General features: G+C 73.0%; 16 protein-coding genes and 1 pseudogene. 7 read left to right on the plus strand and 10 right to left on the minus strand.

Going from position 1 to position 18995, the window contains the following annotated elements:
• A partial coding sequence (locus VG276_12680; GenBank protein HEV8650232.1) for a cell division protein FtsH occupies positions 1 to 393 on the plus strand: 393 nt, incomplete at its 5' end.
• A gap of 18 nt (positions 394 to 411) precedes the next feature.
• Positions 412 to 2007, plus strand: coding sequence for a serine/threonine-protein kinase (locus VG276_12685; GenBank protein ID HEV8650233.1), 1596 nt, complete (start codon positions 412 to 414; stop codon positions 2005 to 2007).
• A gap of 130 nt (positions 2008 to 2137) precedes the next feature.
• On the opposite strand, the gene VG276_12690 is transcribed toward VG276_12685, so the two are convergent.
• Positions 2138 to 2410: a GlsB/YeaQ/YmgE family stress response membrane protein gene (locus VG276_12690; GenBank protein ID HEV8650234.1), complete on the minus strand. Its 273-nt coding sequence runs from the start codon at positions 2408 to 2410 to the stop codon at positions 2138 to 2140.
• Between the two features lie 168 nt (positions 2411 to 2578).
• Between VG276_12690 and VG276_12695 the strand changes: the two genes are divergently transcribed.
• Positions 2579 to 3073, plus strand: coding sequence for an O-acetyl-ADP-ribose deacetylase (locus VG276_12695; GenBank protein HEV8650235.1), 495 nt, complete (start codon positions 2579 to 2581; stop codon positions 3071 to 3073).
• Positions 3074 to 3290: 217 nt separating this feature from the next.
• Here the strand turns inward: VG276_12695 and VG276_12700 are convergent, their stop codons facing one another.
• A complete protein-coding gene (locus VG276_12700; protein HEV8650236.1) occupies positions 3291 to 3950 on the minus strand; it encodes a pyridoxamine 5'-phosphate oxidase family protein in 660 nt (219 codons plus the stop codon).
• A gap of 50 nt (positions 3951 to 4000) precedes the next feature.
• On the opposite strand from VG276_12700, the gene VG276_12705 reads away from it, so the two are divergent.
• Positions 4001 to 5329 (plus strand): aminotransferase class I/II-fold pyridoxal phosphate-dependent enzyme, encoded by a 1329-nt coding sequence (locus VG276_12705; protein ID HEV8650237.1) that lies wholly within the window; start codon positions 4001 to 4003, stop codon positions 5327 to 5329.
• Positions 5330 to 5474: 145 nt separating this feature from the next.
• Here the strand turns inward: VG276_12705 and VG276_12710 are convergent, their stop codons facing one another.
• Positions 5475 to 6245, minus strand: a complete 771-nt coding sequence (locus tag VG276_12710; protein ID HEV8650238.1) for a Bax inhibitor-1/YccA family protein — start codon at positions 6243 to 6245, stop codon at positions 5475 to 5477.
• A gap of 332 nt (positions 6246 to 6577) precedes the next feature.
• On the opposite strand from VG276_12710, the gene VG276_12715 reads away from it, so the two are divergent.
• Positions 6578 to 8344 carry an ABC transporter ATP-binding protein gene (locus VG276_12715; protein ID HEV8650239.1) on the plus strand — a complete coding sequence of 589 codons (1767 nt, stop codon included), beginning with the start codon at positions 6578 to 6580 and terminating at the stop codon, positions 8342 to 8344.
• Positions 8337 to 10349, plus strand: a complete 2013-nt coding sequence (locus tag VG276_12720) for an ABC transporter ATP-binding protein (protein ID HEV8650240.1) — start codon at positions 8337 to 8339, stop codon at positions 10347 to 10349. The genes VG276_12715 and VG276_12720 overlap by 8 nt, the downstream gene beginning before the upstream one ends.
• A 427-nt stretch (positions 10350 to 10776) precedes the next feature.
• Here the strand turns inward: VG276_12720 and VG276_12725 are convergent, their stop codons facing one another.
• The 4 genes from VG276_12725 to VG276_12740 form a co-directional block, all read right to left on the minus strand.
• The gene (locus VG276_12725; GenBank protein ID HEV8650241.1) at positions 10777 to 12426 is read right to left on the minus strand and encodes an FAD-dependent oxidoreductase; all 1650 of its coding nucleotides are present in this window, start codon (positions 12424 to 12426) and stop codon (positions 10777 to 10779) included.
• A 198-nt stretch (positions 12427 to 12624) separates the two neighbouring features.
• Positions 12625 to 12855 carry an SHOCT domain-containing protein gene (locus VG276_12730; protein HEV8650242.1) on the minus strand — a complete coding sequence of 77 codons (231 nt, stop codon included), beginning with the start codon at positions 12853 to 12855 and terminating at the stop codon, positions 12625 to 12627.
• A 50-nt stretch (positions 12856 to 12905) separates the two neighbouring features.
• Positions 12906 to 14660, minus strand: a complete 1755-nt coding sequence (locus VG276_12735; GenBank protein ID HEV8650243.1) for an amidohydrolase family protein — start codon at positions 14658 to 14660, stop codon at positions 12906 to 12908.
• Between the two features lie 397 nt (positions 14661 to 15057).
• Positions 15058 to 15231 (minus strand): hypothetical protein, encoded by a 174-nt coding sequence (locus VG276_12740; protein HEV8650244.1) that lies wholly within the window; start codon positions 15229 to 15231, stop codon positions 15058 to 15060.
• A gap of 641 nt (positions 15232 to 15872) precedes the next feature.
• On the opposite strand from VG276_12740, the gene VG276_12745 reads away from it, so the two are divergent.
• Entirely contained in the window at positions 15873 to 16712 is an 840-nt protein-coding gene (locus tag VG276_12745) for an alpha/beta hydrolase (protein HEV8650245.1), read from the plus strand.
• Between the two features lie 413 nt (positions 16713 to 17125).
• Here VG276_12745 and VG276_12750 read toward each other — a convergent pair whose 3' ends face one another.
• From VG276_12750 to VG276_12760, 3 genes and pseudogenes are all read right to left on the minus strand, one after another.
• The gene (locus tag VG276_12750) at positions 17126 to 17503 is read right to left on the minus strand and encodes a VOC family protein (protein ID HEV8650246.1); all 378 of its coding nucleotides are present in this window, start codon (positions 17501 to 17503) and stop codon (positions 17126 to 17128) included.
• A 494-nt stretch (positions 17504 to 17997) separates the two neighbouring features.
• Positions 17998 to 18150 (minus strand): hypothetical protein, encoded by a 153-nt coding sequence (locus VG276_12755; protein HEV8650247.1) that lies wholly within the window; start codon positions 18148 to 18150, stop codon positions 17998 to 18000.
• Positions 18151 to 18178: 28 nt separating this feature from the next.
• Positions 18179 to 18328, minus strand: a pseudogene (locus VG276_12760) (IS6 family transposase).
• Positions 18329 to 18995 lie beyond the last annotated feature (667 nt).

Raw genomic sequence — 18995 nt, forward strand, 5'->3', positions numbered from 1 at the left:
GACCTGGCCATCCGGATGGTGCGCGAGTTCGGCATGAGCCCGGCGCTGGGCCCGGTCGGGTTCGCCTCGGGCAGCCCGATGTACCTGGGCGGCGAGGAGGTCCGCAGCCGGCCCTACGCCGAGGCCACCCAGCGGGTGATCGACGAGGAGGTCGCCAAGTTCCTCCGCGAGGCCGACGGTCGGGCCAGGGCCATGCTCGTCGAGTACCGCGACGCCCTGGACCGCCTCACCGAGCTGCTGCTGGAGCGCGAGACCGTCGACGGCACCGACGTCGACGCCGTCCTGGGCCGCGTCCCCGGCCAGTCCCAACCAGTCGGCGCCACCGGCCACGCGGCCGCCACCGGCCACGCGGCCGCCGCCGACCACCGGGAGCCCGGGCCGCCGGCCCGCTGAGCCGGCGGCGGCGCGACGATGACGGTCACCGGCCCACTCCTTCCCGCCGACCCCCGGCGACTCGGGCCGTACGCCGTGCTCGTGCGGCTCGGCGGTGGCGGCATGGGCATCGTCTACCTCGCCGAGACACCCAGCGACCGGCTGGTCGCGATCAAGGTCATCCGGGCCGAGCTGACCGACGACCCGGTGTTCCTGGCCCGCTTCCGCCAGGAGGTCCACGCCGCCTCCCGGGTGGCGGGCTTCTGCACGGCCCGGGTCCTGGACGCCGACCTGGAGGCCGAGCGCCCCTGGTTCGTCACCGAGTACGTGGACGGCCCCACCCTCCACCAGGCGGTCACGCAGGACGGCCCGCTTGCCGACGCCCGCCTGTCGACCTTCGCGATCGGCGTGGCCGAGGCCCTGGACGCGATCCACGAGGCCGGGGTCGTGCACCGCGACCTCAAGCCGAGCAACGTCCTGCTCGCCCGGTCGGCGCCGAAGGTGATCGACTTCGGCATCGCCCGCGCCCGGAACGCCGCCTCGCTCACCCAGACCGGCAAGCTCATCGGCACGGTCAACTGGCTGGCGCCCGAGCAGCTCCGCCACAACGCATCGCCGCTGTCCGACGTGTTCGCCTGGGGCGGGCTGGTCGCGTTCGCGGCCACCGGCCGGACCCCGTTCGGCTCCGGGCCGCCCGAGGCGATCGTCCACCGCATCCTGCACGAGCCGCCCGACCTCGGCGGCCTCGCCGGCGACCTCCGAGGCGTGGTCGAGTCGGCCATGTGCAAGCAGCCGGACGAGCGGCCGTCGGCCCGGGCACTGCTCGCCCGCCTGCTCGGCAACAGCACCCCACGGGCCGACGCGGCCGTGGCCGCAACCCGGGTCGTCCAGCGCACCTGGACCGGGACCGGCCTGTGGGAGCGGGAGGAGCACCAGCCGCCACGCCAGCGCCCGCCCGTCCGGGCGGGACGGCCGGGCGCGACCGCACATCCGCAGGCGCGGGCCGTGCAGGCCCAGCCCAAGGGGGACAGCGTGCTGCCCCTGCCCGCCCCCTCCTGGACCTCTCCGGCCCGGCGTGGCCCGGCCCGGCCCCCGGCGGGCGTCGCCGCGCGCGCGCCCGCGGCCAGCCGGCCCCCGGTCGCCGGCGGCCGGGGAAGCCAGGGATCGGCCGCGCAGGCCGCCGGCGACCGGGGGGGCGTGCTGGCCGACGCGCTGCCCGGCGGGCTGTCCCGCGACGTCCTGGTGGTGCTTGCGTTCGCCGCCGCCCTGCTGGTGGCGCTCACCGACACCCCGGCCCCGACCCGGCTCGTGGTCACCGCCCCGCTCCTGCTGGCCCTGGCCGGGGCGGCGCTGCTCGGCACCGGCCGGGCGGTCACCGGGCTGGTCCTCGGCGTCGTCCTGTTCGACCTGCTCTCTGGGGACCCGGTGGCCCAACCCGTGCACCTGGCCGCGTACGGGTTGGTCGTACTGACGACGATGGCCGTGACCGGCCACCTCGCTGGGCACGGCCGCCTCTGGCGCCCGGTACGGGCCGTGGTGGGCCTGGCCGCTGGCTACGCCGTGCTCAAGGCGGGGCTCGTGGCCGGCTCGGTGTTCGTCAGCCACCAGCTCCCGGCGTCCGTCCCGTTCCCGTGAGGTCCGGACCGAGCCATCCCGGACCGAGCCATCCCGGGCCGCATCCAGCCATCCCCGGGCCGGACCGAGCCATCCCCGGGCCGGACGCGTGACGGCCGGCGCGCGCGCCGGCCGTCACGGCCTTGTTCGGTCAGACGCGCCGCGTGCCTCGACCGCGCAGCGTGGCCCGGTAGATCAGCAGCACGATGACCGCGCCGACGATCGAGCCGAACCAGCCCGCAGGCGAGATGTCCGCGTCACCCCGGAACAGCAGGTTGACGAGGAACCCGCCCACGAACGAACCGACGATGCCGAGCAGGATCGTCATCGGGACGCTCATCGGGTCGGGGCCGGGAACCAGCAGCCTGGCCAGGAACCCGGCGACCGCGCCGATGATGATGAGGCCGATGATGAACCCGATCATGTGACCTTCCTTTCCGAAGGGGTACCTCTGGTCCGTACTGGCCCGTTGTCTATCCATTTGGACTCACGCCGAACCAGGTAGTTTCACCGAGCTGCCGGATTCTTCCCATGGGCGGGGACCTGGCGGGCCTGGTCGGACGGCGCCACCAGCGGCACGAGGAGGGAGAAGATGCGCATCGAAGCGGTGCAGGCGGACATCACCCGCGAACGGGTGGACGCCATCGTGAACGCGGCCAACTCGTCGCTCGCCGGCGGCGGCGGGGTCGACGGGGCCATCCACCGCGCGGCAGGGCCCGAGCTCGCGGCCGAGTGCCTGACGCTCGGGGGCTGCCCGGCCGGGGACGCCAGGGCGACCAGGGGCTACCGGCTCCCGGCCCGCTGGGTCATCCACGCGGTGGGGCCGGTGTGGCGCGGTGGCGGCCGGGGCGAGCCCGAGCTGCTCGCCTCGTGCTACCGCCGCAGCCTCGAGGTGGCCGACGAGCTGGGCGCCCGCTCGGTCGCCTTCCCGGCCATCTCCACCGGCGTGTACGGCTACCCGCCCGAGCAGGCCGCCCGGGTCGCGGTCGACACCCTGCGGGGCGCCGCCACCCAGGTCGAGCTGGCCAGGCTGGTGGCCTTCGACGACCGCACGCTCCGCCTCTACCAGGAGCTGCTCGACGCCTGAACGGGCGCAACGGGGAACGGCCGTGGCCCATGCCGGCACGGCGCCAGCGCCGGGAACAGGCCATGCCGGCATGGCGCCGGGGACAGGGACAGGGACAGGGACAGGGACAGGCCATGCCGGCCCGGGCACAGGGAACAGGGAACAGGGAACAGGCCATGCCGAGCAGGTCGACGGCCTCGAGCTCCCGCCGCTGGTCTCGCGGACGGAAGGAGCTCGGTCAGGCGTCGGGAGAGGTGACTGGGCGGCGCCAGGCCGTGACGTGCTCCGGCACGGAAACAGACGGATCGAGCAGCGGATCGGGCTCGGGCTCACCCGGAACGAGCGCCAGGGGGAGCACGCCGGCCCACACCGGCAGCGCGTAGTCCTCCTCGTCGTCCCTTGGGGGGCCGGTACGGACCTTGGCCGACACCTCGGCCAGCGGCACCGCGAGCAACGCGGTCGCGGCCAGCTCCCGGCCGTCGCCAGCGCGAACCGCGTGGCTGCGGCCCGGAACGATGTGGTCGACGAGGGCGCGCATGACCGCGTCCTTCTCCTCCGGGTCGGTGACCAGGCGCGTACGGCCAAGCACCATGACGGATCTGTACTGGAAGGAGTGGTGGAACGCCGACCGGGCCAGGACGATGCCGTCGAGGAGCGTGACGGTGATGCACACGTCGATGCCCGGCCGCAGCCCGAGCCGGCTGCCGGTCGAGCCGTGCAGGTACAGGGTCTCGCCGACGCGGGCGTACCCGGTTGGAAGGGCGTACGGCTGCCCGTCGACCACGAAGCCGACATGGCAGATGAAGCCCTCGTCCAGGATGCGGTGGACGGTCCCGTGGTCGTAGACGCCCCGCTCGGGGAGCCGCCGCACCCTCGTCCTCGCCGTCGGCGCGTACATGCCCCTCACCCCAGCTTGTTAGAGTACGAAGTTTGTTATAGTACGAAACTATGAACGTACTGGAACAATACCACGTCCGTGGCCGCGGCTCAGCCGAGATCGCCGCGAGCATCGAGGTAGCCGTGCGGGAGGATCGGCTGGGACCCGGGACGCACCTGCCCACCGTCCGCGACCTGGCCGGCGAGCTCGGGGTGAGCCCGGCCACGGTGGCCGCGGCCTACGCCGCCCTCCGCCGCCGCGGAGTGGTGACGGCCAGCGGGCGGCGCGGCACCCAGGTCGCGGACCGCCCGCCCCTGCCGGTCCGCCCCGCTCCTCCTCTGCCGGCCGGCGTGCACGACCTGGCCACCGGCAACCCCGACCCCGCCCTGCTCCCGGCGGTCGGCCCGGTGCTTCCCCGCCTCGACCTCGGTGCCCGGCTGTACGACGAGCGGCCCGACCTGCCCGCCCTGGTGGAGACCGCGAGCGCCCAGCTCGCCGGCGACGGCGTGCCGGCTGGTCCGGTTGCGGTGGTCAGCGGGGCGATGGACGGCGTCGAGCGCGTGCTCGCCACCCACCTGCGCCCCGGCGACCGGGTGGCGGTCGAGGACCCCGGCTACCCGCAGGTGTTCGACCTGGTGGCCGCGCTCGGGCTGGTGGCCGAACCGGTGCGCCTGGACCGCGGCGGCCCGCTGCCGGGCGTTCTCGACCGGGCGCTCGGCCGGCGGGCAGCGGCGGCCGTGCTCACCCCCAGGGCCCAGAACCCGACCGGCGCGGCGCTCGGCGCGGAACGGGCTGCCGAGCTGCGCCAGGTCCTGGACGGCCACCCCGGGACGCTGGTGGTCGAGGACGACCACGCCGGCACGGTCGCTGGCGCGCCGTACCGCAGCCTGTGCCAGGGCCGGCCCCGCTGGGCGGTGGTCCGGTCGGTGTCCAAGGCGCTCGGGCCGGACCTGCGGGTGGCGGTGGTCACCGGCGACCCGGACACCATCGGCCGGGTCGAGGGCCGCCAGCTCCTCGGCCCGGGCTGGGTCAGCCACGTCCTGCAGGGGATCGTGGCCGAGCTGTGGACCGACCAGGGCACCGCGGGCGCCCTGGAGCGGGCGGCCGCCGCCTATGCCGACCGGCGCGCCACGCTGGTCGGGGCGCTCGCCCGCCACGGCATCGCCGGCCAGGGGGACTCCGGGCTGAACGTCTGGGTGCCGGTGCCGGAGGAGGCCGGCACGGTCGCGCTGCTGCTCGAGGCGGGCTGGGCGGTGGCCGCCGGCGAGCGCTACCGGCTCCGCTCCGGCCCGGCCGTGCGGATCACCGTCGCGACCCTGCGCGACCCGGCCGAGGCCGACCGCCTGGCCGCCACCCTGGCCGCCGCCGTCGAACCCCGCCGCCGCACCCGGTCGGCCTGACGGGGTCCGCGCCACCTGAGGCGCGCGGCCAGCCCCCGGAAGCGCGAGGGCTTCAGGCTCGCGGGCCAACAACGTTGGCCGTTTCAGCGCCGACACACCGAGGTGAGCTGCGCTCGACCCGACCAGGTAACTGGGCAGCGAGCGCTCAGCGCTCGCGGAGCTTGGAGAGCAGGCGGAGCAGCTCGAGGTAGAGCCAGACCAGGGTCACCAGCAGGCCGAAGGCGGCGTACCACTCCATGTAGGCGGGGGCACCGGCCCGGGCGCCCTTCTCGACGAAGTCGAAGTCGAGCACCAGGTTGAGCGCGGCCACCGCCACGATGACGAGGCTGACCAGGATGCCGAGGGGACTGGCGTCGTTGAGGAACGGCACCCGCACGCCGAACAGGCCGAGCAGCAGGGAGACCATGTAGACCAGGAAGATGGCGCCGGTGGCGGCGATCACGCCGGTGCGGAAGCGCTGGGTCACCCGCACCAGCCCGGTCTTGTAGGCGAGCAGCATGACCCCGAGAACCCCGAAGGTGAGCGCGACCGCCTGGGTCGCCACGCCCGGGTAGCTCGCCTCGAACAGCATCGACACGGCGCCCAGCACGATGCCCTCGACGAGCGCGTAGACCGGCGCGGTGACCGGTGCCCAGCGCGGCTTCACGATGGTCACGATGGCCACGACGAGCCCGACCAGGGCGGCCCCGAGCGCGAGTCCCCTGGCGCCGGCCGGGTCGGCGGACTCGAGCACCCAGGTCGCGCTCGCAGTGACCAGGGCGAGGACGAGCAGCAGGGCGGTCTTGTTGACCGTGCCCTGGACGGTCATGCGGCCCTCGCCGATGCCGACAGGCTCGGGCGGTGCGGTGAGCACCCGCTCGTTCAGGGCCGGGTTGCCCGACCGCAGGGGATTGCGGATCGATCCAGGGACGCTCATGGCAGGTCTCCCAGGCGGGTCGCTGTGGCGTGAAGCAAGCGCTGGGCTCCAACGCTACTCCCCTTCGGCGGCCTCATTGGAATCGCGGAACCTCAAGGGGCTGCTCGACGTTGCACGGGGGAACGCCACGGGCTGCTCGACGTTGCACGGCGGAACGTCAGGGGGCTGCTCTACGTTGAACGGGGAACATCGACCGAGGGGAGCCAGACCTGGCCTACACGACCCAACCACCGCCGGAGGACCTCGCCCTGCCCACGCTCCGGCGGATCGTCGGGCTGCTGCGGCCGTTCTGGCGGCGTGCGCTGGTCGCCTTCACGCTCGGCGTGGCGATGATGACGATCACCACCCTCATCCCCAGGATCATCAGGACCATCATCGACGACGGCCTGACCAGGCGGGTCCCTGGCGTCGTGGGCCGGGAGACCGCGCTGCTGGTGGTGCTCGCGCTGGTCCGCTGGGCCTGCGCCGGCCTGCGCCGCAACACCTCGGCCCGGATCGGTACCGACGTCGAGGTGGACCTGCGCGCGCGGCTCGCCAGGCACCTGCTCGCCCTGGAAAGCGGCTGGCACGACCGGGTCCAGACCGGGCAGCTGCTGTCCCGCTACACCTCCGACATCCGCTCGGTGCGCTACTTCCTGTCCTGGGGCCTCATGTTCAGCGTGCTGAACCTGCTGACGTTCTTCATCGCCGGCGCCCAGATGTGGACCCTCTCCCCCAGGCTGACGCTGGTCACCCTGGCGGTGGGGCCGCCGCTGGTCTACGGGGCGGTGCGCTACAACAGCCGCCTGCACCGGGTCTACTGGCAGGTCCAGCAGGAGGTGGGCGAGCTCACCACGGTGGTGGAGGAGAACGCGGCCGGCGTGCGGGTGGTCAAGGCGTTCGGGCGCGAGGCCGAGCAGCAGGCACGCCTGGAGGCCGAGGCCAGCTCGATCCTGTCCGAGAACCTGAAGGCGGCCCGCCTGCGCGCCTTCTACACCCCCTTGCTGGCCACCCTCCCCCAGCTCAGCCTGGCCGCGATCGTGTGGTACGGGGGCCGGCTGGCCGCCGAGGGCAGCATCACGCTCGGCACCCTGGTCGCCTTCAACTCCTACCTGGTCCTGCTCGCCTGGCCACTGCAGTCCCTGGGCATGCTGTTCGGCTTCGCGCAGCGGGCTGCGGCCAGCGCCGAGCGGGTGTTCGAGGTGCTGGACCAGCCGCCCGGCATCGCCGACCGGCCCGGCGCGGTCCCGCTGCCCGAACCCGACCCCGGGCCCGGCCGCGGCCAGGTTCAGGGCCAGCGGCCGCTGGGCCGCGGCGGGCCCCGGGGCGTCCGGGTCACCTTCGAGGGCGTGCGCTTCCGCTACGGCGACGTCGGGCGCCCGAGCCTGGTCGACGTCGACCTGGACGTGCCGGCGGGGGCGTGGGTGGCGGTGGTGGGCGGCACCGGCTCGGGCAAGTCGACCCTGGCCGCGCTGGTGCCCCGGCTCTACGAGCCGAGCACGGGCCGGGTCCTCGTCGACGGCCACGACGTGGCCGGGCTCACGCTGGACTCGCTGCGGGCGGCGGTCGCCGTGGTCCACCAGGAGCCGGTGCTGTTCTCGGCCTCCCTGCGGGAGAACGTCTCCTTCGGACGGTCCGGTGCGGCCGACGAGGAGGTGCTGGCCGCCCTGGCCGCGGCCGCCGCCCTCGACGTGGCCGAGGGGCTGCCCGACGGGCTCGACACGGTCGTGGGCGAGCAGGGCTACACGCTCTCCGGCGGCCAGCGGCAGCGGGTCGCGCTGGCTCGGGCACTGCTGATGCGACCGCGGGTGCTGATCCTGGACGACGCCCTCTCCTCGGTGGACGTCGCCACCGAGGCGCGCATCCTGGCCGGCCTGCACGACGCCCTGGGCACCGCCACGGTGCTGCTGGTGGCCAACCGGCGGGCGACCCTGCGGCTCGCAGACCGGATCGTCCTGCTCGACCGGGGCCGGGTAGCCGCGGTGGGCAGCCACGAGGACCTGGCCGAGCGGGAGCCCCGCTACCGCGCGGTGCTCGCCCACTCCGGCGCCGGCGTGGACCGCCTGGTCGCGGAGAGCGCCGAGGGCGCGGCGACCGAGGGCCGGGCGGCCCATGTCTAGCCCGGGGGCGGGCCGCGGCCCGGGCGGGGGGGCCGCGGGCGGGACGCCGCCCAGGCGGGGGGCCCAGGCCGCCGAGTCGGCGCGCGAGCGGGAGCGGCCCAGGGGGTCGGGCCGCCAGGCCAGGGCGTGGCTGTGGCCCCTGGCCCGCCCCCACCGCGGCCTGGTTGTGGTCGCCTCGCTCGCCGTGCTCACCCAGACCGCGGCCACGCTCGCCATGCCGTACCTGGTCAAGGTCGCCATCGACCAGGGCGTGGTCCCGCGCCGGCTCGAGGTGATCGACCGGGTGGTGGTCGCCTACGTGGCGCTCGCGCTGGTGCAGTTCCTGGCCGGCCGGGTGGAGACGCTGACGGTCGCGACCGTCGGCCAGCAGGTGCTGTTCGCGGTGCGCCGCCGCCTCTTCGGCCACCTGCAGCGACTCTCGCTCGACTTCTACGAGCGGGAGCGCACCGGCCGGCTGGTGGCCCGGATGACCAGCGACGTGGAGGCGATGAGCGACCTGGTCACCAACGGGCTCGTCAACCTGGTGACGAGCCTGGTCACCCTGTTGGGGATCAGCGTGGTCCTGGTCGTCCTCGACTGGAGGCTGGCCTTGGCCACCCTGGCCGTGGCGCCGCTCGTGGCCCTGGCCGCGACCTGGTTCCGGCGCCGGTCGGCACCTGCCTACCGGCAGGTTCGGGAGACCGCCGCAGTGGTCACCGTGCACGCCCAGGAGGCCATGGCCGGGGTGCGGGCGATCCAGTCGTTCCGGCGGGAGCAGGCCACCCTGGACCGGCTCGCCGCCGCCAACGACGCCGAGCGCCGGGCCCACTGGTGGACGATCGCGCTGGCCTCGGTCTTCTTCCCGGGGATCGAGTTCGTGGGCACCGCCGCGACCGTGGTCGTCCTCGGCCTGGGCGGCGCCCAGGTGCTCGGCGGAAGCCTCGCGATCGGCACGCTGGCCGCGTTCCTGCTCTACCTGCGCAGCCTGTTCGACCCCGTGCAGCAGCTCTCGGAGCTGTACGACACGCTGCAGGCGGCCACCGCCGGCGCCGAGCGGATCGGCGCGGTGCTGGCAGAGGAGCCGACGGTCCGCGAGGCGGCCCACCCGGTCGCCCTGCCCGCGCCAAGGGGCGCCATACGCCTCGAGGGCGTGCGCTTCGCCTACGCCGCACCCGCGTCCGTGCCGGACGGCGGACCCGCCTCCGGGGCCGCGGCCGCCGCGCCGGAGGCGGACCGCGCCGGGCCGGAGGCGGACCGCGCCGGGCCGGCCGGGAACGGCGCCGGGCCCGCCAACGTCGACGGCGGGCTCGCCAACGTCGACGGCGGGCCGGCCGGGACCGGGGAGGTGCTGCACGGCATCGACCTGCACGTGCCCGCGGGCACCACGCTGGCCCTGGTCGGGCCAACCGGCGCGGGCAAGTCGACCGTGGCCAAGCTGGTCGCCCGGTTCTACGACCCGCAGGCCGGGCGGGTGACCCTGGACGGTGTCGACCTGCGCCAGGTCCGCCTGGCCGACCTGCGCACCGCCATGGGCTACGTCCCGCAGGAGGGCTTCCTGTTCTCGGGCACAGTGGCCGACAACATCCGCTTCGGCCGCCCCGACGCAAGCCGCGCCGAGGTCGAGGCGGCCGCCCGCGCGGTCGGCGCCGACCAGGTCATCGCCGACCTACCCCACGGCTACGACACTGAGGCCGGCCAGCGCGGCGCCCTGCTGTCGGCCGGGGAGCGCCAGCTGATCGGCTTTGCCCGCGCCTGGCTCGCCGACCCGGCCCTGCTCATCCTGGATGAAGCCACCTCGAACCTGGACGTGGTCACCGAGGCGCGGGTGCAGCAGGCCCTGCGGCGGCTGCGCCAGGGACGCACCACCGTCGTGATCGCCCACCGGCTCTCCACCGCGACCGAGGCCGACCAGGTCGCGGTGATCGAGAACGGCCGGGTGGTCGAGGCCGGCCCGCCCGGCGAGCTGCTGGCCGCCGGCGGTCGCTTCGCCGACCTGTACGGCCGCTGGCTTGCGGGGGCTGCCTGAGCCGCCACCGGACCGGGTGCCGGCACGAACGCCCATCCAGCGCGTGGGAGGCGCCCGCCCGTGGCTCACAACCCCAAGTCCGCCAGGACCGGAGGCCAGCGGTCCCGCCACGGCACCGCGGCCTCGAACGCCGCCGAGGCCCGCAGGCACTGTTGCATTGAGCCGGAAGACGTCGGCGAAGCCCAGCCGAGTGGAGGCTGTCCCCATGGCGGGGGCGCCGAGAATGACTTGAATCCCGCGATTGTGACCGCAATCCGCCGTGTTGGAGCGGCCGAGTGGAGGCAGCCGGACAGGTGATCGCTCAATGCAACAGTGCCCACCCGGCCCCTCACCACCCTCGGGATCACCCTCGGATGAAACGGACATTCCGGGAGAACGACGGAGCCCTGGGTCGCCTCCTGACCCGCACCGCTGGCGGACCGCCGGCCTATCCGCTGTTGAGGTACTCGTGGATCAGCCGGATGGCGACCGAGCCCTCCCCGACCGCAGAGGCCACCCGCTTGATCGACCCGTGGCGGACGTCGCCGACCGCGAACACTCCAGGCATGCTCGACTCAAACAGCATCGGCGGGCGGTCCAGCGTCCACGGCGGCGGCGGCGTGCCGTCCTGCAGCAGGTCGGCACCGGTGACGATGAACCCCCACCGGTCCCGTTGGATGGCCTCCGGCAGCCAGCCAGTGTGCGGCGCTGCGCCGATCAGGACGAACAAGGCCGTGGCCGGAACGGTCTCAGTCGCACCGGATCGCCGGTCTCTGAGGGTCAGGCTGGTGAGCCGCCCGTCGCCGTGGCCGTCGACGACCTCTAGCCCCAGGCGGACGGTGACGTTGGGGGCCGCTTCGAGCTCCCGGACCAGGTAGTCCGACATGGTGGCGGCCAACGAGGAACCTCGGATCAGCATGGTGACGTGGGTGGCGTACCTGGCCAGGTGCACGGCAGCCTGGCCAGCGGAGTTGGCCCCGCCGACCACATACACCTCCTGGCCCTTCATGGCCTGGGCCTCGGAGGCGGCGGCGCCGTAGAACACCCCCGCCCCGATCAAGGCTTCCAAGCCGGCAACCCCCAGGCGCCGGTAGCTCACGCCAGTGGCGAGGATCACCGCGCGGCTGGCGACCTCGCTGCCGTCGCTAAGGCTCGCCATTCGGTCGGGTCCGGCCGCACGCAGGCCGACAGCGCGCTGGCCGTAGACAAAGTCGGCCCGAAGCATCCACGCCTGCTCGTAGGCCCGCTGCGCCAGCTCGGCGCCACTCACGCCTCTGGGGAAGCCGAGGTAGTTGCGGATCTTGGAGCTGGTACCCGCCTGGCCGCCGATGGCTTCGTGCTCCAGGATGACGGTCTGCAGCCCCTCGGAGGCCCCGTACACCGCTGCGGCCAGGCCGGCCGGGCCCGCCCCGATCACGGTGACGTCGTAGGTGGTGGCCGCAGGGCGCGTCCGCACCCCCAGGGCCTCGGCGAGCGCGGCGTTGGACGGATTGGCCAGGACCCGGCCGTCGAACAGCACCACCACCGGCAGCTGCTCGCGGGTCGCGTCGACCGAGCCGAGGAGCGTCTGACCCTCCTCGGAGTCCACCGGGTAGAAGCCGGACGGGATGCTGTTGCGACTGAGGAGGTCCCGGAGCTCATGCGATCGGGCCGACCACCGATCGCCGACGACCCGGACAGCCTGGAACCGCGGACGGTGCAGCCGCGCCCACTCGTAGAGAAACCCGCTGATCGCCTGGTGAAACCGCTCATCGCCGGGCTGGGAGGGCTTGTCGACCCAATCGTCGATCTGGCCGAAGGTCGCGGCCTGCAGAATCGGCTCGGCGGTCGAGCGATCACCCCAGTCGATCAGCAGCGCTCGTTGCGCGGTGGGATGCAGGCGGTGGGCGCGGGTCAGGAACGCCACCCCGGTCATGGTGGGCATCCACTGGTCGGCAAGCACCAGCGCTACCTGCCCGCCGTCCGCCTGGATCTGCTCCAGCCCTTGCAGCCCAGCCTCCGCGTTGCCTTCGCAGATCACCCGGTAGTCTGCCCCATAGCGCTTGTCGAGCTCCTGCTCGAGAATTCCAAGCGCCGCTGGGGCGTCATCGACTGCCATCAACACCGGCCTTGACATGGCCATGTCCGTTCTCTCTGACACCACGACCCGCCACCCTATACAGTCGCCGCAAGCGCGAACGTCACTGGCCCGTCCAGGTCTGTGTCCTGGCCGAATGTGTGGGCCAGGACAAGCGCGTCGGCCTGGTCACAGGGAAACAGCGCGTGGCGGGCCGCGCCGGGAATCCGCTGGGGACGGTCAGTGCTCGGTGAGGTCGCGCTGGCGGCGGAGGTACTCGTCACGGTCGATCTCGCCAGCCGCATAGCGGCGCCGCAAGCCCCCCTCGGGCGTCTCATCCGCCTGTGGCGGCAGACCGGAGGGTCGGCCCCGCAGGCGCCGCAGGGCCCAGGCGACGCCGCCGGTGGCGAGGCCGACCAGCATCAGGCCCATCATCAGCCACATGAATGCGCCCAGCAGCCCGGTCATCATGACGGTGCTCCTTTCTCCCTTCTGGCATGCCATGGCATTGCCCTGGTTGGTCAGCGCCGCGGCGACCTCGACGTCGGCGTCGCGGACACGGTCGACGTCGAGGTCGAGGTGGGCCCACCAGACCCTTCCTGGCCGGGCGCCTGCCAGACCAGCCTGCCGCCGATCCAGGTTTGGGCCACCCGGGTGCCTTCCTGGAACGGGTCGCCGTCGCAGACGACGAAGTCGGCGATCTCGCCGGGCGCAAGCCCACCGCCACCGGGCGCCTGCAGGGAGCCCGCCGCGGTCACGGTCGCCGCACGGACGGTCTCGGCGCGGGTGAGCGCCTGTTCTGGCTGGAGCTGCCGGCCGTCTGCGCCTGGCAGCCGCCGCTCCACCGCGGCGCGCAGGTTGTGGAGCGGGTCAACCGGCCCGCAGGGGTGGTCGGAGCTGAGCGCCAGCGGGACCCCCGCCTGCAGCAGCAGCCGCCCGCCGAGCACGGTCAGGTAGCGGTCGGCCCGCGCCGCCTGCAGCATGGCGCCGTAGCGGGGCAGGAAGCCAGGCTGGTAGGAGACGGGCGCTCCGGTGCTGCCGACGCGGTCGGCGGTGGTGGGATCAAGCAGCAGCAGGTGGTCGATCGTGGCGGCGCCCGGCGGCACGCCAACCCGTCGCAGCACCCGGGCGGCCTGCTCGCCGGCGAGGTTGCCCAGCGCATGGATGCGCACCCTGACCCCGCCCCCCGCATACGCGGCGATCAGGCCGGCCAGCTCGTCGTCGGTGTAGCGCAGGTACGGGGCTTCGAGGCGGCCGGGGCGCACGACCAGCTTGCGGCGCAGCGCCTCCCGCAGCGGGCCGGCGGCGCGCAGCCGCCACGCCTCCCCGATCGCGCCGCCAACAAGGCCGACCAGCGCCCGGACGGGCAGGCGGAACGCGCACCGGTCGCCGCCGTCGGCAAACAGCTTCACCTCCCGGCCCGAGTCGCCGTAGGGCCCGTCGGGCGCCGCCTGCGGACCGGGTGGGCTCGTGTGCATCCCCGCCGGGGCGCCGGTGCCCCACGACAGCCGCAGCGGAGTGGCGGCGTGCAGGGCGACCATGCGCTCGTGCCAGTCCGGCGACACGTAGGGGTCGTGGGCGTGGGTAATGCCGTGGGCAAGCAGGCGGTTGGCCTCGGCCACAAGCACCGCCTGGACGCCGGCGTCGCCGGCCTCGTCGGCGTGCGCGATGGTGTCGGTGAGGGCGCGCTGCAGGGCGAGCCCGTAGGCTGTCTCCCACAGCTCGCCCGTGGGCCGGCCCCGCCGGTCACAGGTGACATCGTGGCCGAAGCCGGTGGTGCCGCGGCTGGTGGCGAGCCCGATCGCGGCCAGGCCCGCGGAGGAGACCGCGCCGCGGTGCATGTCCAGCGTGGAGACCAGCACCCGCCGGCCCGGCGCGACCTCGTCCAGCTCCCTGGCGGTCGGCAGCCGCCCCTCCGGCCAGCTCCAGCGCGCGACCCTCCAAAACAGCAGCCACGGCGCATCCGGCTCAGGCGCTGCGGCGGCACTGACGCGCACCGCATGCAGGGCGTCGGCCAGGCTCCGCCAGCCTAAGCCGTCCACGCCAAGCGGGAACCAGGCCGCCTGGCTCAGGTGCAGGTGCACATCGACGAATCCGGGCAGGACATGGCCGCCGCGGAGATCGAGGAGTTGGTCGGCGGGCGGCGGCTGGGTCCCGCCCAGCTCGTCGTGGTCGCCGACCGCGACCACGCGGCCCTCGTCAACCAGCAGCCAGGTGGCGCGTGGCATGCAGGTCGTCTCGGCCCAGACGGTCCCACCGGTCAACAGTCGGCGCATGCTCGTCTCCCCAGCGGCCCCGACGCCCAAGCCGGTTCCTCCGCGTGATGCTCCATCCTTGCCCCGCAGCCAAGGCAGCCAAACAGGCAGCCCGAACAGCCAGCCCTACCCGGCGTTGGCAGCGCGCTCTACGACGTGATACCGGGCGTGCTCTGAAGGCACGCAGGGTGGCTCCTGCGCGGACGCTCGCGCCCGCCCCGCGCTGCCGCTCGTGGCCGTTCTTACTGCCAGCGAGTCGGGTCACCGGTGTTCAGACAATGTACAACTCGCCGTGACGGCACACAGCACTGTTTCCCCTGCTCATCACAGGTTCGGGGGCGGCAAGTGCGGACTCAACTTGCACAATCCGAACACCCCGATATCGGCAGCACCGCTGGTCACCGGGCGGACGATCCAGCTACCAGGCCACCACGCCAAGGTCAGGCGGGATGGCTACCCGGGGTTCGTCGTGGTTGCCGAGTACCCACGTGGGCCACGCGCCGGGCGGCATGACGGCTTCGATCGTGTCGATCACGTCGCGGACTGCGGCGGCCTGCCAGGGCACGCCGACGAGCCGGAAGCTGAAGGGCATGTGGAGCTCGTCGAGGTTGGCGCCGTAGTAGCTGGCCCATGCGTGTGGGTCGGCGATGGCGATCTCGCCAATGGATACGCGTTCCCGTGTGGCTTGCGAGGATCTGGTCGGTGCACCTACCGGATTCCTACCTCTTTCCTATCCGTGCAGGTCACCGGAGGCGTCGCCGCGACTCCGCGCTGCACGCACCAGTAGGGTGTCAGTGCCCTTCCTCGGCAACGGTAGTTTCTGGTACGGCTGGCGCGACCACGCAAAGCTGGTGGCGGACGCGGCCTCGGGTCTGAGCCGGACGGCGGCCCCGAGAGGACGCCGGACGGCAACCCAGCCGGCCAAGCCCGCCACTGCGTCAGACGACGGGGCCGGTCCGCCACGGACGAAGAGCCACCATCCATGCAGGAGGGCTTCGACCCCGAAGACCAGCCGCTGGACGATGAGACTGGCACCCAGGACGTCAGTATCCTCGAGAGCAGACCGTGGCGCTGCTGCGGCAGACGTTCGGCGCCGGGCGGATCGACGGACCCGAGGCCAGCTGACCAACCGGCTCGGGTCGCCGGCGAAGCACCCGCCGATGAGTTTCGAGTCGGCCCTGGTCTAATCGTGTAGCGTCACGTGGTCGCGACAGCACGAAAGGACGACTCGCCATGCCTGACTCCGATCCGACGATTCACACCCTGGACGTGCCTGGAGCACGGCTCTACTACGAGCGGCGGGGCTCCGGCCCGCTGCTGCTCATGCTCGGCTCGCCGATGGACAGCACCGGCTTCGCCCCACTCGCCAACGCGCTCGCCGACGACTACACCGTCGTGACCTACGACCCGCGCGGCATCGGCAACAGCAGCCGCGAGGACACCACCGAAGACGTGACGCCCGAGCAGCAGGCCGAGGACGTACACCGCCTGCTGTCCGCGCTCGGCGGCGACCCGGTGTACGTCTTCGGCAGCAGCGGCGGAGCCGTCGTCGGGCTCGCGCTGGTCACCGCCCACCCCGACCAGGTGCGTACGCTGGTCGCCCACGAACCTCCGGTGGTCGAGCTGCTGCCCGACAACGCGCAGGTGCGCGCCCAGATCCAAGACATCTACGACACGTACCGCGCCGACGGGGCCGAGAAGGCGATGCAGAAGTTCATGACCCATGCCGGCCTGGGCGACGCGCCCGGCCAGGAGGCGGACGCACCGCGTTGGGAACCTTCTCCGGAGCAGATGGCCCGGATGCGCGCCACCACCGAACACTTCTTGGCGCACCTGATCCGCCCGACCACGCGCTACCGGCCCGACATCCAGGCGCTGCGGGCGGCGTCGACGCGCATCGTGGTCGCCGGCGGGACCACGTCGAAAGGGCAGCTCGCCAACCGTACCGCCGTGGCACTCGCCGACCAGCTCGGTACCACCGTGGTCGACTTCCCCGGTGACCACGGCGGATTCGTGGCCCTCCCTGAGCAGTGCGGCCGCGTCCTGGACCAAGTGCTCACCGAAACGACCTGAGCCGGCGGATACGCTACAAGAGTCAGCCGCGCCAGGCACTGCGCCGAGTTGCCCGGTCCCCGTGAAGAGCCGAACCACCGGAAGGCCCTGATCAGACGTCTCGGGTGTTCGGACAATGTACAACTCGTCGTGACAGCGCGGCGCGGCGTTTGGCCTGCTCATCACAGGTTCAGGCCTTCCGCTGGCTGCGGTCAGGCGTGACCCGACCTTCCAAGCCAGGGCCTGCGCCGACACAGCGCCATGGGCATGCTCAGCCCGAACGAGTCGAGAACCTCCAGCCCACCACCGTGGCATGAAGAAATCCAGTTCCCCGACTCCACGAAACCAGGGACAGACCAAACCCGTCCACCGAACCGGGCAACTTCACCGATCCTCTGGGGTGAGACTCGTTCCGCGTCGCAAGAGGGTCTCCGTCACCGCTTGGGCCTCGCTGTGCCGAAAGTCCAGAGGTTGCCCTCGAGATCACGCGCGCTGTACCCGCGCTGGGCGCCGCCCATGGCGTCGTGGGGCTCATTCAGCACATCAACGCCAGCGGCCCTCGCCCGCTCGTAGTGGCCATCGATGTCATCCACCGCGACGTAGACCCAGCCCCGCCCGCTGTGGCGGCCGTGCAGCTCGTTGGGGCGCTCGGATTCCACGAGCACCATCCCGTCGCCGTGCATGAGCGCCGCATGATGGATCTCCTCGATGTCCCCCTCGTCGAAGACGCGCGGCTCGAGGCCGAACGCGTTCCCAAGCCACTCGAGCGCGAGGTTGACGTTGCGATAGGCGAGGGTCGGATACACGTCCACGACGCTGCTCCTTTCCGCGTGACCTTGGTGCTCCTGTTTGGAGGTTCGTGGGTGGTCAGGAGCTGGCTGGTTGAAGGTATTCCTGCCAGGCGCTGGGGTCGGCGAGGGAGAGCCGCAGGCGCAGTCCAGGGCCTCCTCGGGCAGGCCGACCGGTAGCACCGAGTCCTCGTAGCCGTCCTTGCCCGCCAGGTCGATGGCGAACCCCTACAGGCTCGCCGAGCCGGCCCGCCCGAGGTCTCGAGTCAGATCATGATCTGACATACCGCGGCCAGGCCGATGCGCTCGGCGCCCTCGGCAACCTGGGCGATGGCCTCGGGTGACGCGGTCGATCCGAATGTAGGAAGGGAAACACCGAGTTCCACCTTTCACTCCTCAGGTGTGGCCTGCTTGCGAACGGGCGGTCGGATCCGTCAGTCGGATCCCGCCTGGTGCCTGACGAACGCAATCCTTCGACACCGACGGCGTGGTCTGTGGGCCGCGTCGGGCGTGCGGTGCTACCTGACGACCCGGAACCGCAGGTGGGTGGCGAACGGGGACTCGACCACCCGGTTTCGCTCCAGTTCGATCTGCTCGGGGCCGAGGTGGTCGAACAGCCGCTTGCCCTGGCCGAGCAGGACCGGCGCGACGTGGATCTGCAGCTCATCCACCAGCCCGGCGCCGAGGTACTGCTGGATGACGCTCGGCGAGCAACTCCTCCACGTCGCGATAGGACAGGCCAAAGCGCAGATACCAGCGCACAGCCAACACGATCACCTCGGGCGGGAACCAGCAGCCGGCGAAGGCAGACCGAGCGATGGGAGCGGGACGAGGGTGAAGAGTGCTCATGCCGACACTCTGCCTGCTCGGGCTTGCTCATAGCAGATGCAACAGCGCCTTGGGGATCACCCGCGTGTGAGCATGAGCAGCCCCGCCCGTCTCCCCCCAAGCTCGGATACAGGATGTTGGGCCAAACCCGGTTGCACGCTAGGCAGAGCCGGGGAGACGGGCCAGGCACCGCCCACAGCAGCCACCACACACACACCAGGTTCACTCGACCGGTGCACCACCCGTCGAGCCGATCCCGCACGCCCATCCACCCTCAGGCTCGTCCTTGACTTCCTCCCCATAGGATGCTCACACCAGCTCTGCGGCCGGTCACACCCGGGAAACCCACAGCCACCATCCCGCACCACCAGGGCGGTGCGTTGGGCGCGGGCGACGGTCCTGGTGGCGCGGCCGACCTCCAACGGCTGGGTCGGCGGCCCCCCAAGCGCCGGCGGGAGCAGCCGCCGGGCCGCCCGCAACCGGGCGGCCAGCCCACCCGCACCAACCCCACCGGCCTGGCCGTCCCGGCAGCCGTCCCAGCCCTCGCCGTCGCCGCCGGGGTGGCTGGTGGCGTCGTCCCTGCCGCTGCCAGGGTCGGGGTGGGGGCCGCGGGTGACCAGCACCCGGGTCAGGTCGGCGTCACACGCCAGCCGCCGCGTCGCCTCCGCGCCGACCGATCCGGTCCAGC

Source organism: Actinomycetes bacterium (assembly GCA_036000965.1).
Lineage (GTDB): Bacteria > Actinomycetota > CALGFH01 > CALGFH01 > CALGFH01 > DASYUT01.

Bases quoted from the DNA above. Each gene is read 5' to 3' on its own strand.
- VG276_12685 (HEV8650233.1), top strand. From the start codon at position 412: ATGACGGTCACCGGCCCACTCCTTCCCGCCGACCCCCGGCGACTCGGG.
- VG276_12690 (HEV8650234.1), bottom strand. From the start codon at position 2,410: ATGATCGGGTTCATCATCGGCCTCATCATCATCGGCGCGGTCGCCGGG.
- VG276_12695 (HEV8650235.1), top strand. From the start codon at position 2,579: ATGCGCATCGAAGCGGTGCAGGCGGACATCACCCGCGAACGGGTGGAC.
- VG276_12700 (HEV8650236.1), bottom strand. From the start codon at position 3,950: ATGTACGCGCCGACGGCGAGGACGAGGGTGCGGCGGCTCCCCGAGCGG.
- VG276_12705 (HEV8650237.1), top strand. From the start codon at position 4,001: ATGAACGTACTGGAACAATACCACGTCCGTGGCCGCGGCTCAGCCGAG.
- VG276_12710 (HEV8650238.1), bottom strand. From the start codon at position 6,245: ATGAGCGTCCCTGGATCGATCCGCAATCCCCTGCGGTCGGGCAACCCG.
- VG276_12715 (HEV8650239.1), top strand. From the start codon at position 6,578: ATGACGATCACCACCCTCATCCCCAGGATCATCAGGACCATCATCGAC.
- VG276_12720 (HEV8650240.1), top strand. From the start codon at position 8,337: ATGTCTAGCCCGGGGGCGGGCCGCGGCCCGGGCGGGGGGGCCGCGGGC.
- VG276_12725 (HEV8650241.1), bottom strand. From the start codon at position 12,426: ATGGCAGTCGATGACGCCCCAGCGGCGCTTGGAATTCTCGAGCAGGAG.
- VG276_12730 (HEV8650242.1), bottom strand. From the start codon at position 12,855: ATGATGACCGGGCTGCTGGGCGCATTCATGTGGCTGATGATGGGCCTG.
- VG276_12735 (HEV8650243.1), bottom strand. From the start codon at position 14,660: ATGCGCCGACTGTTGACCGGTGGGACCGTCTGGGCCGAGACGACCTGC.
- VG276_12740 (HEV8650244.1), bottom strand. From the start codon at position 15,231: ATGCCCTTCAGCTTCCGGCTCGTCGGCGTGCCCTGGCAGGCCGCCGCA.
- VG276_12745 (HEV8650245.1), top strand. From the start codon at position 15,873: ATGCCTGACTCCGATCCGACGATTCACACCCTGGACGTGCCTGGAGCA.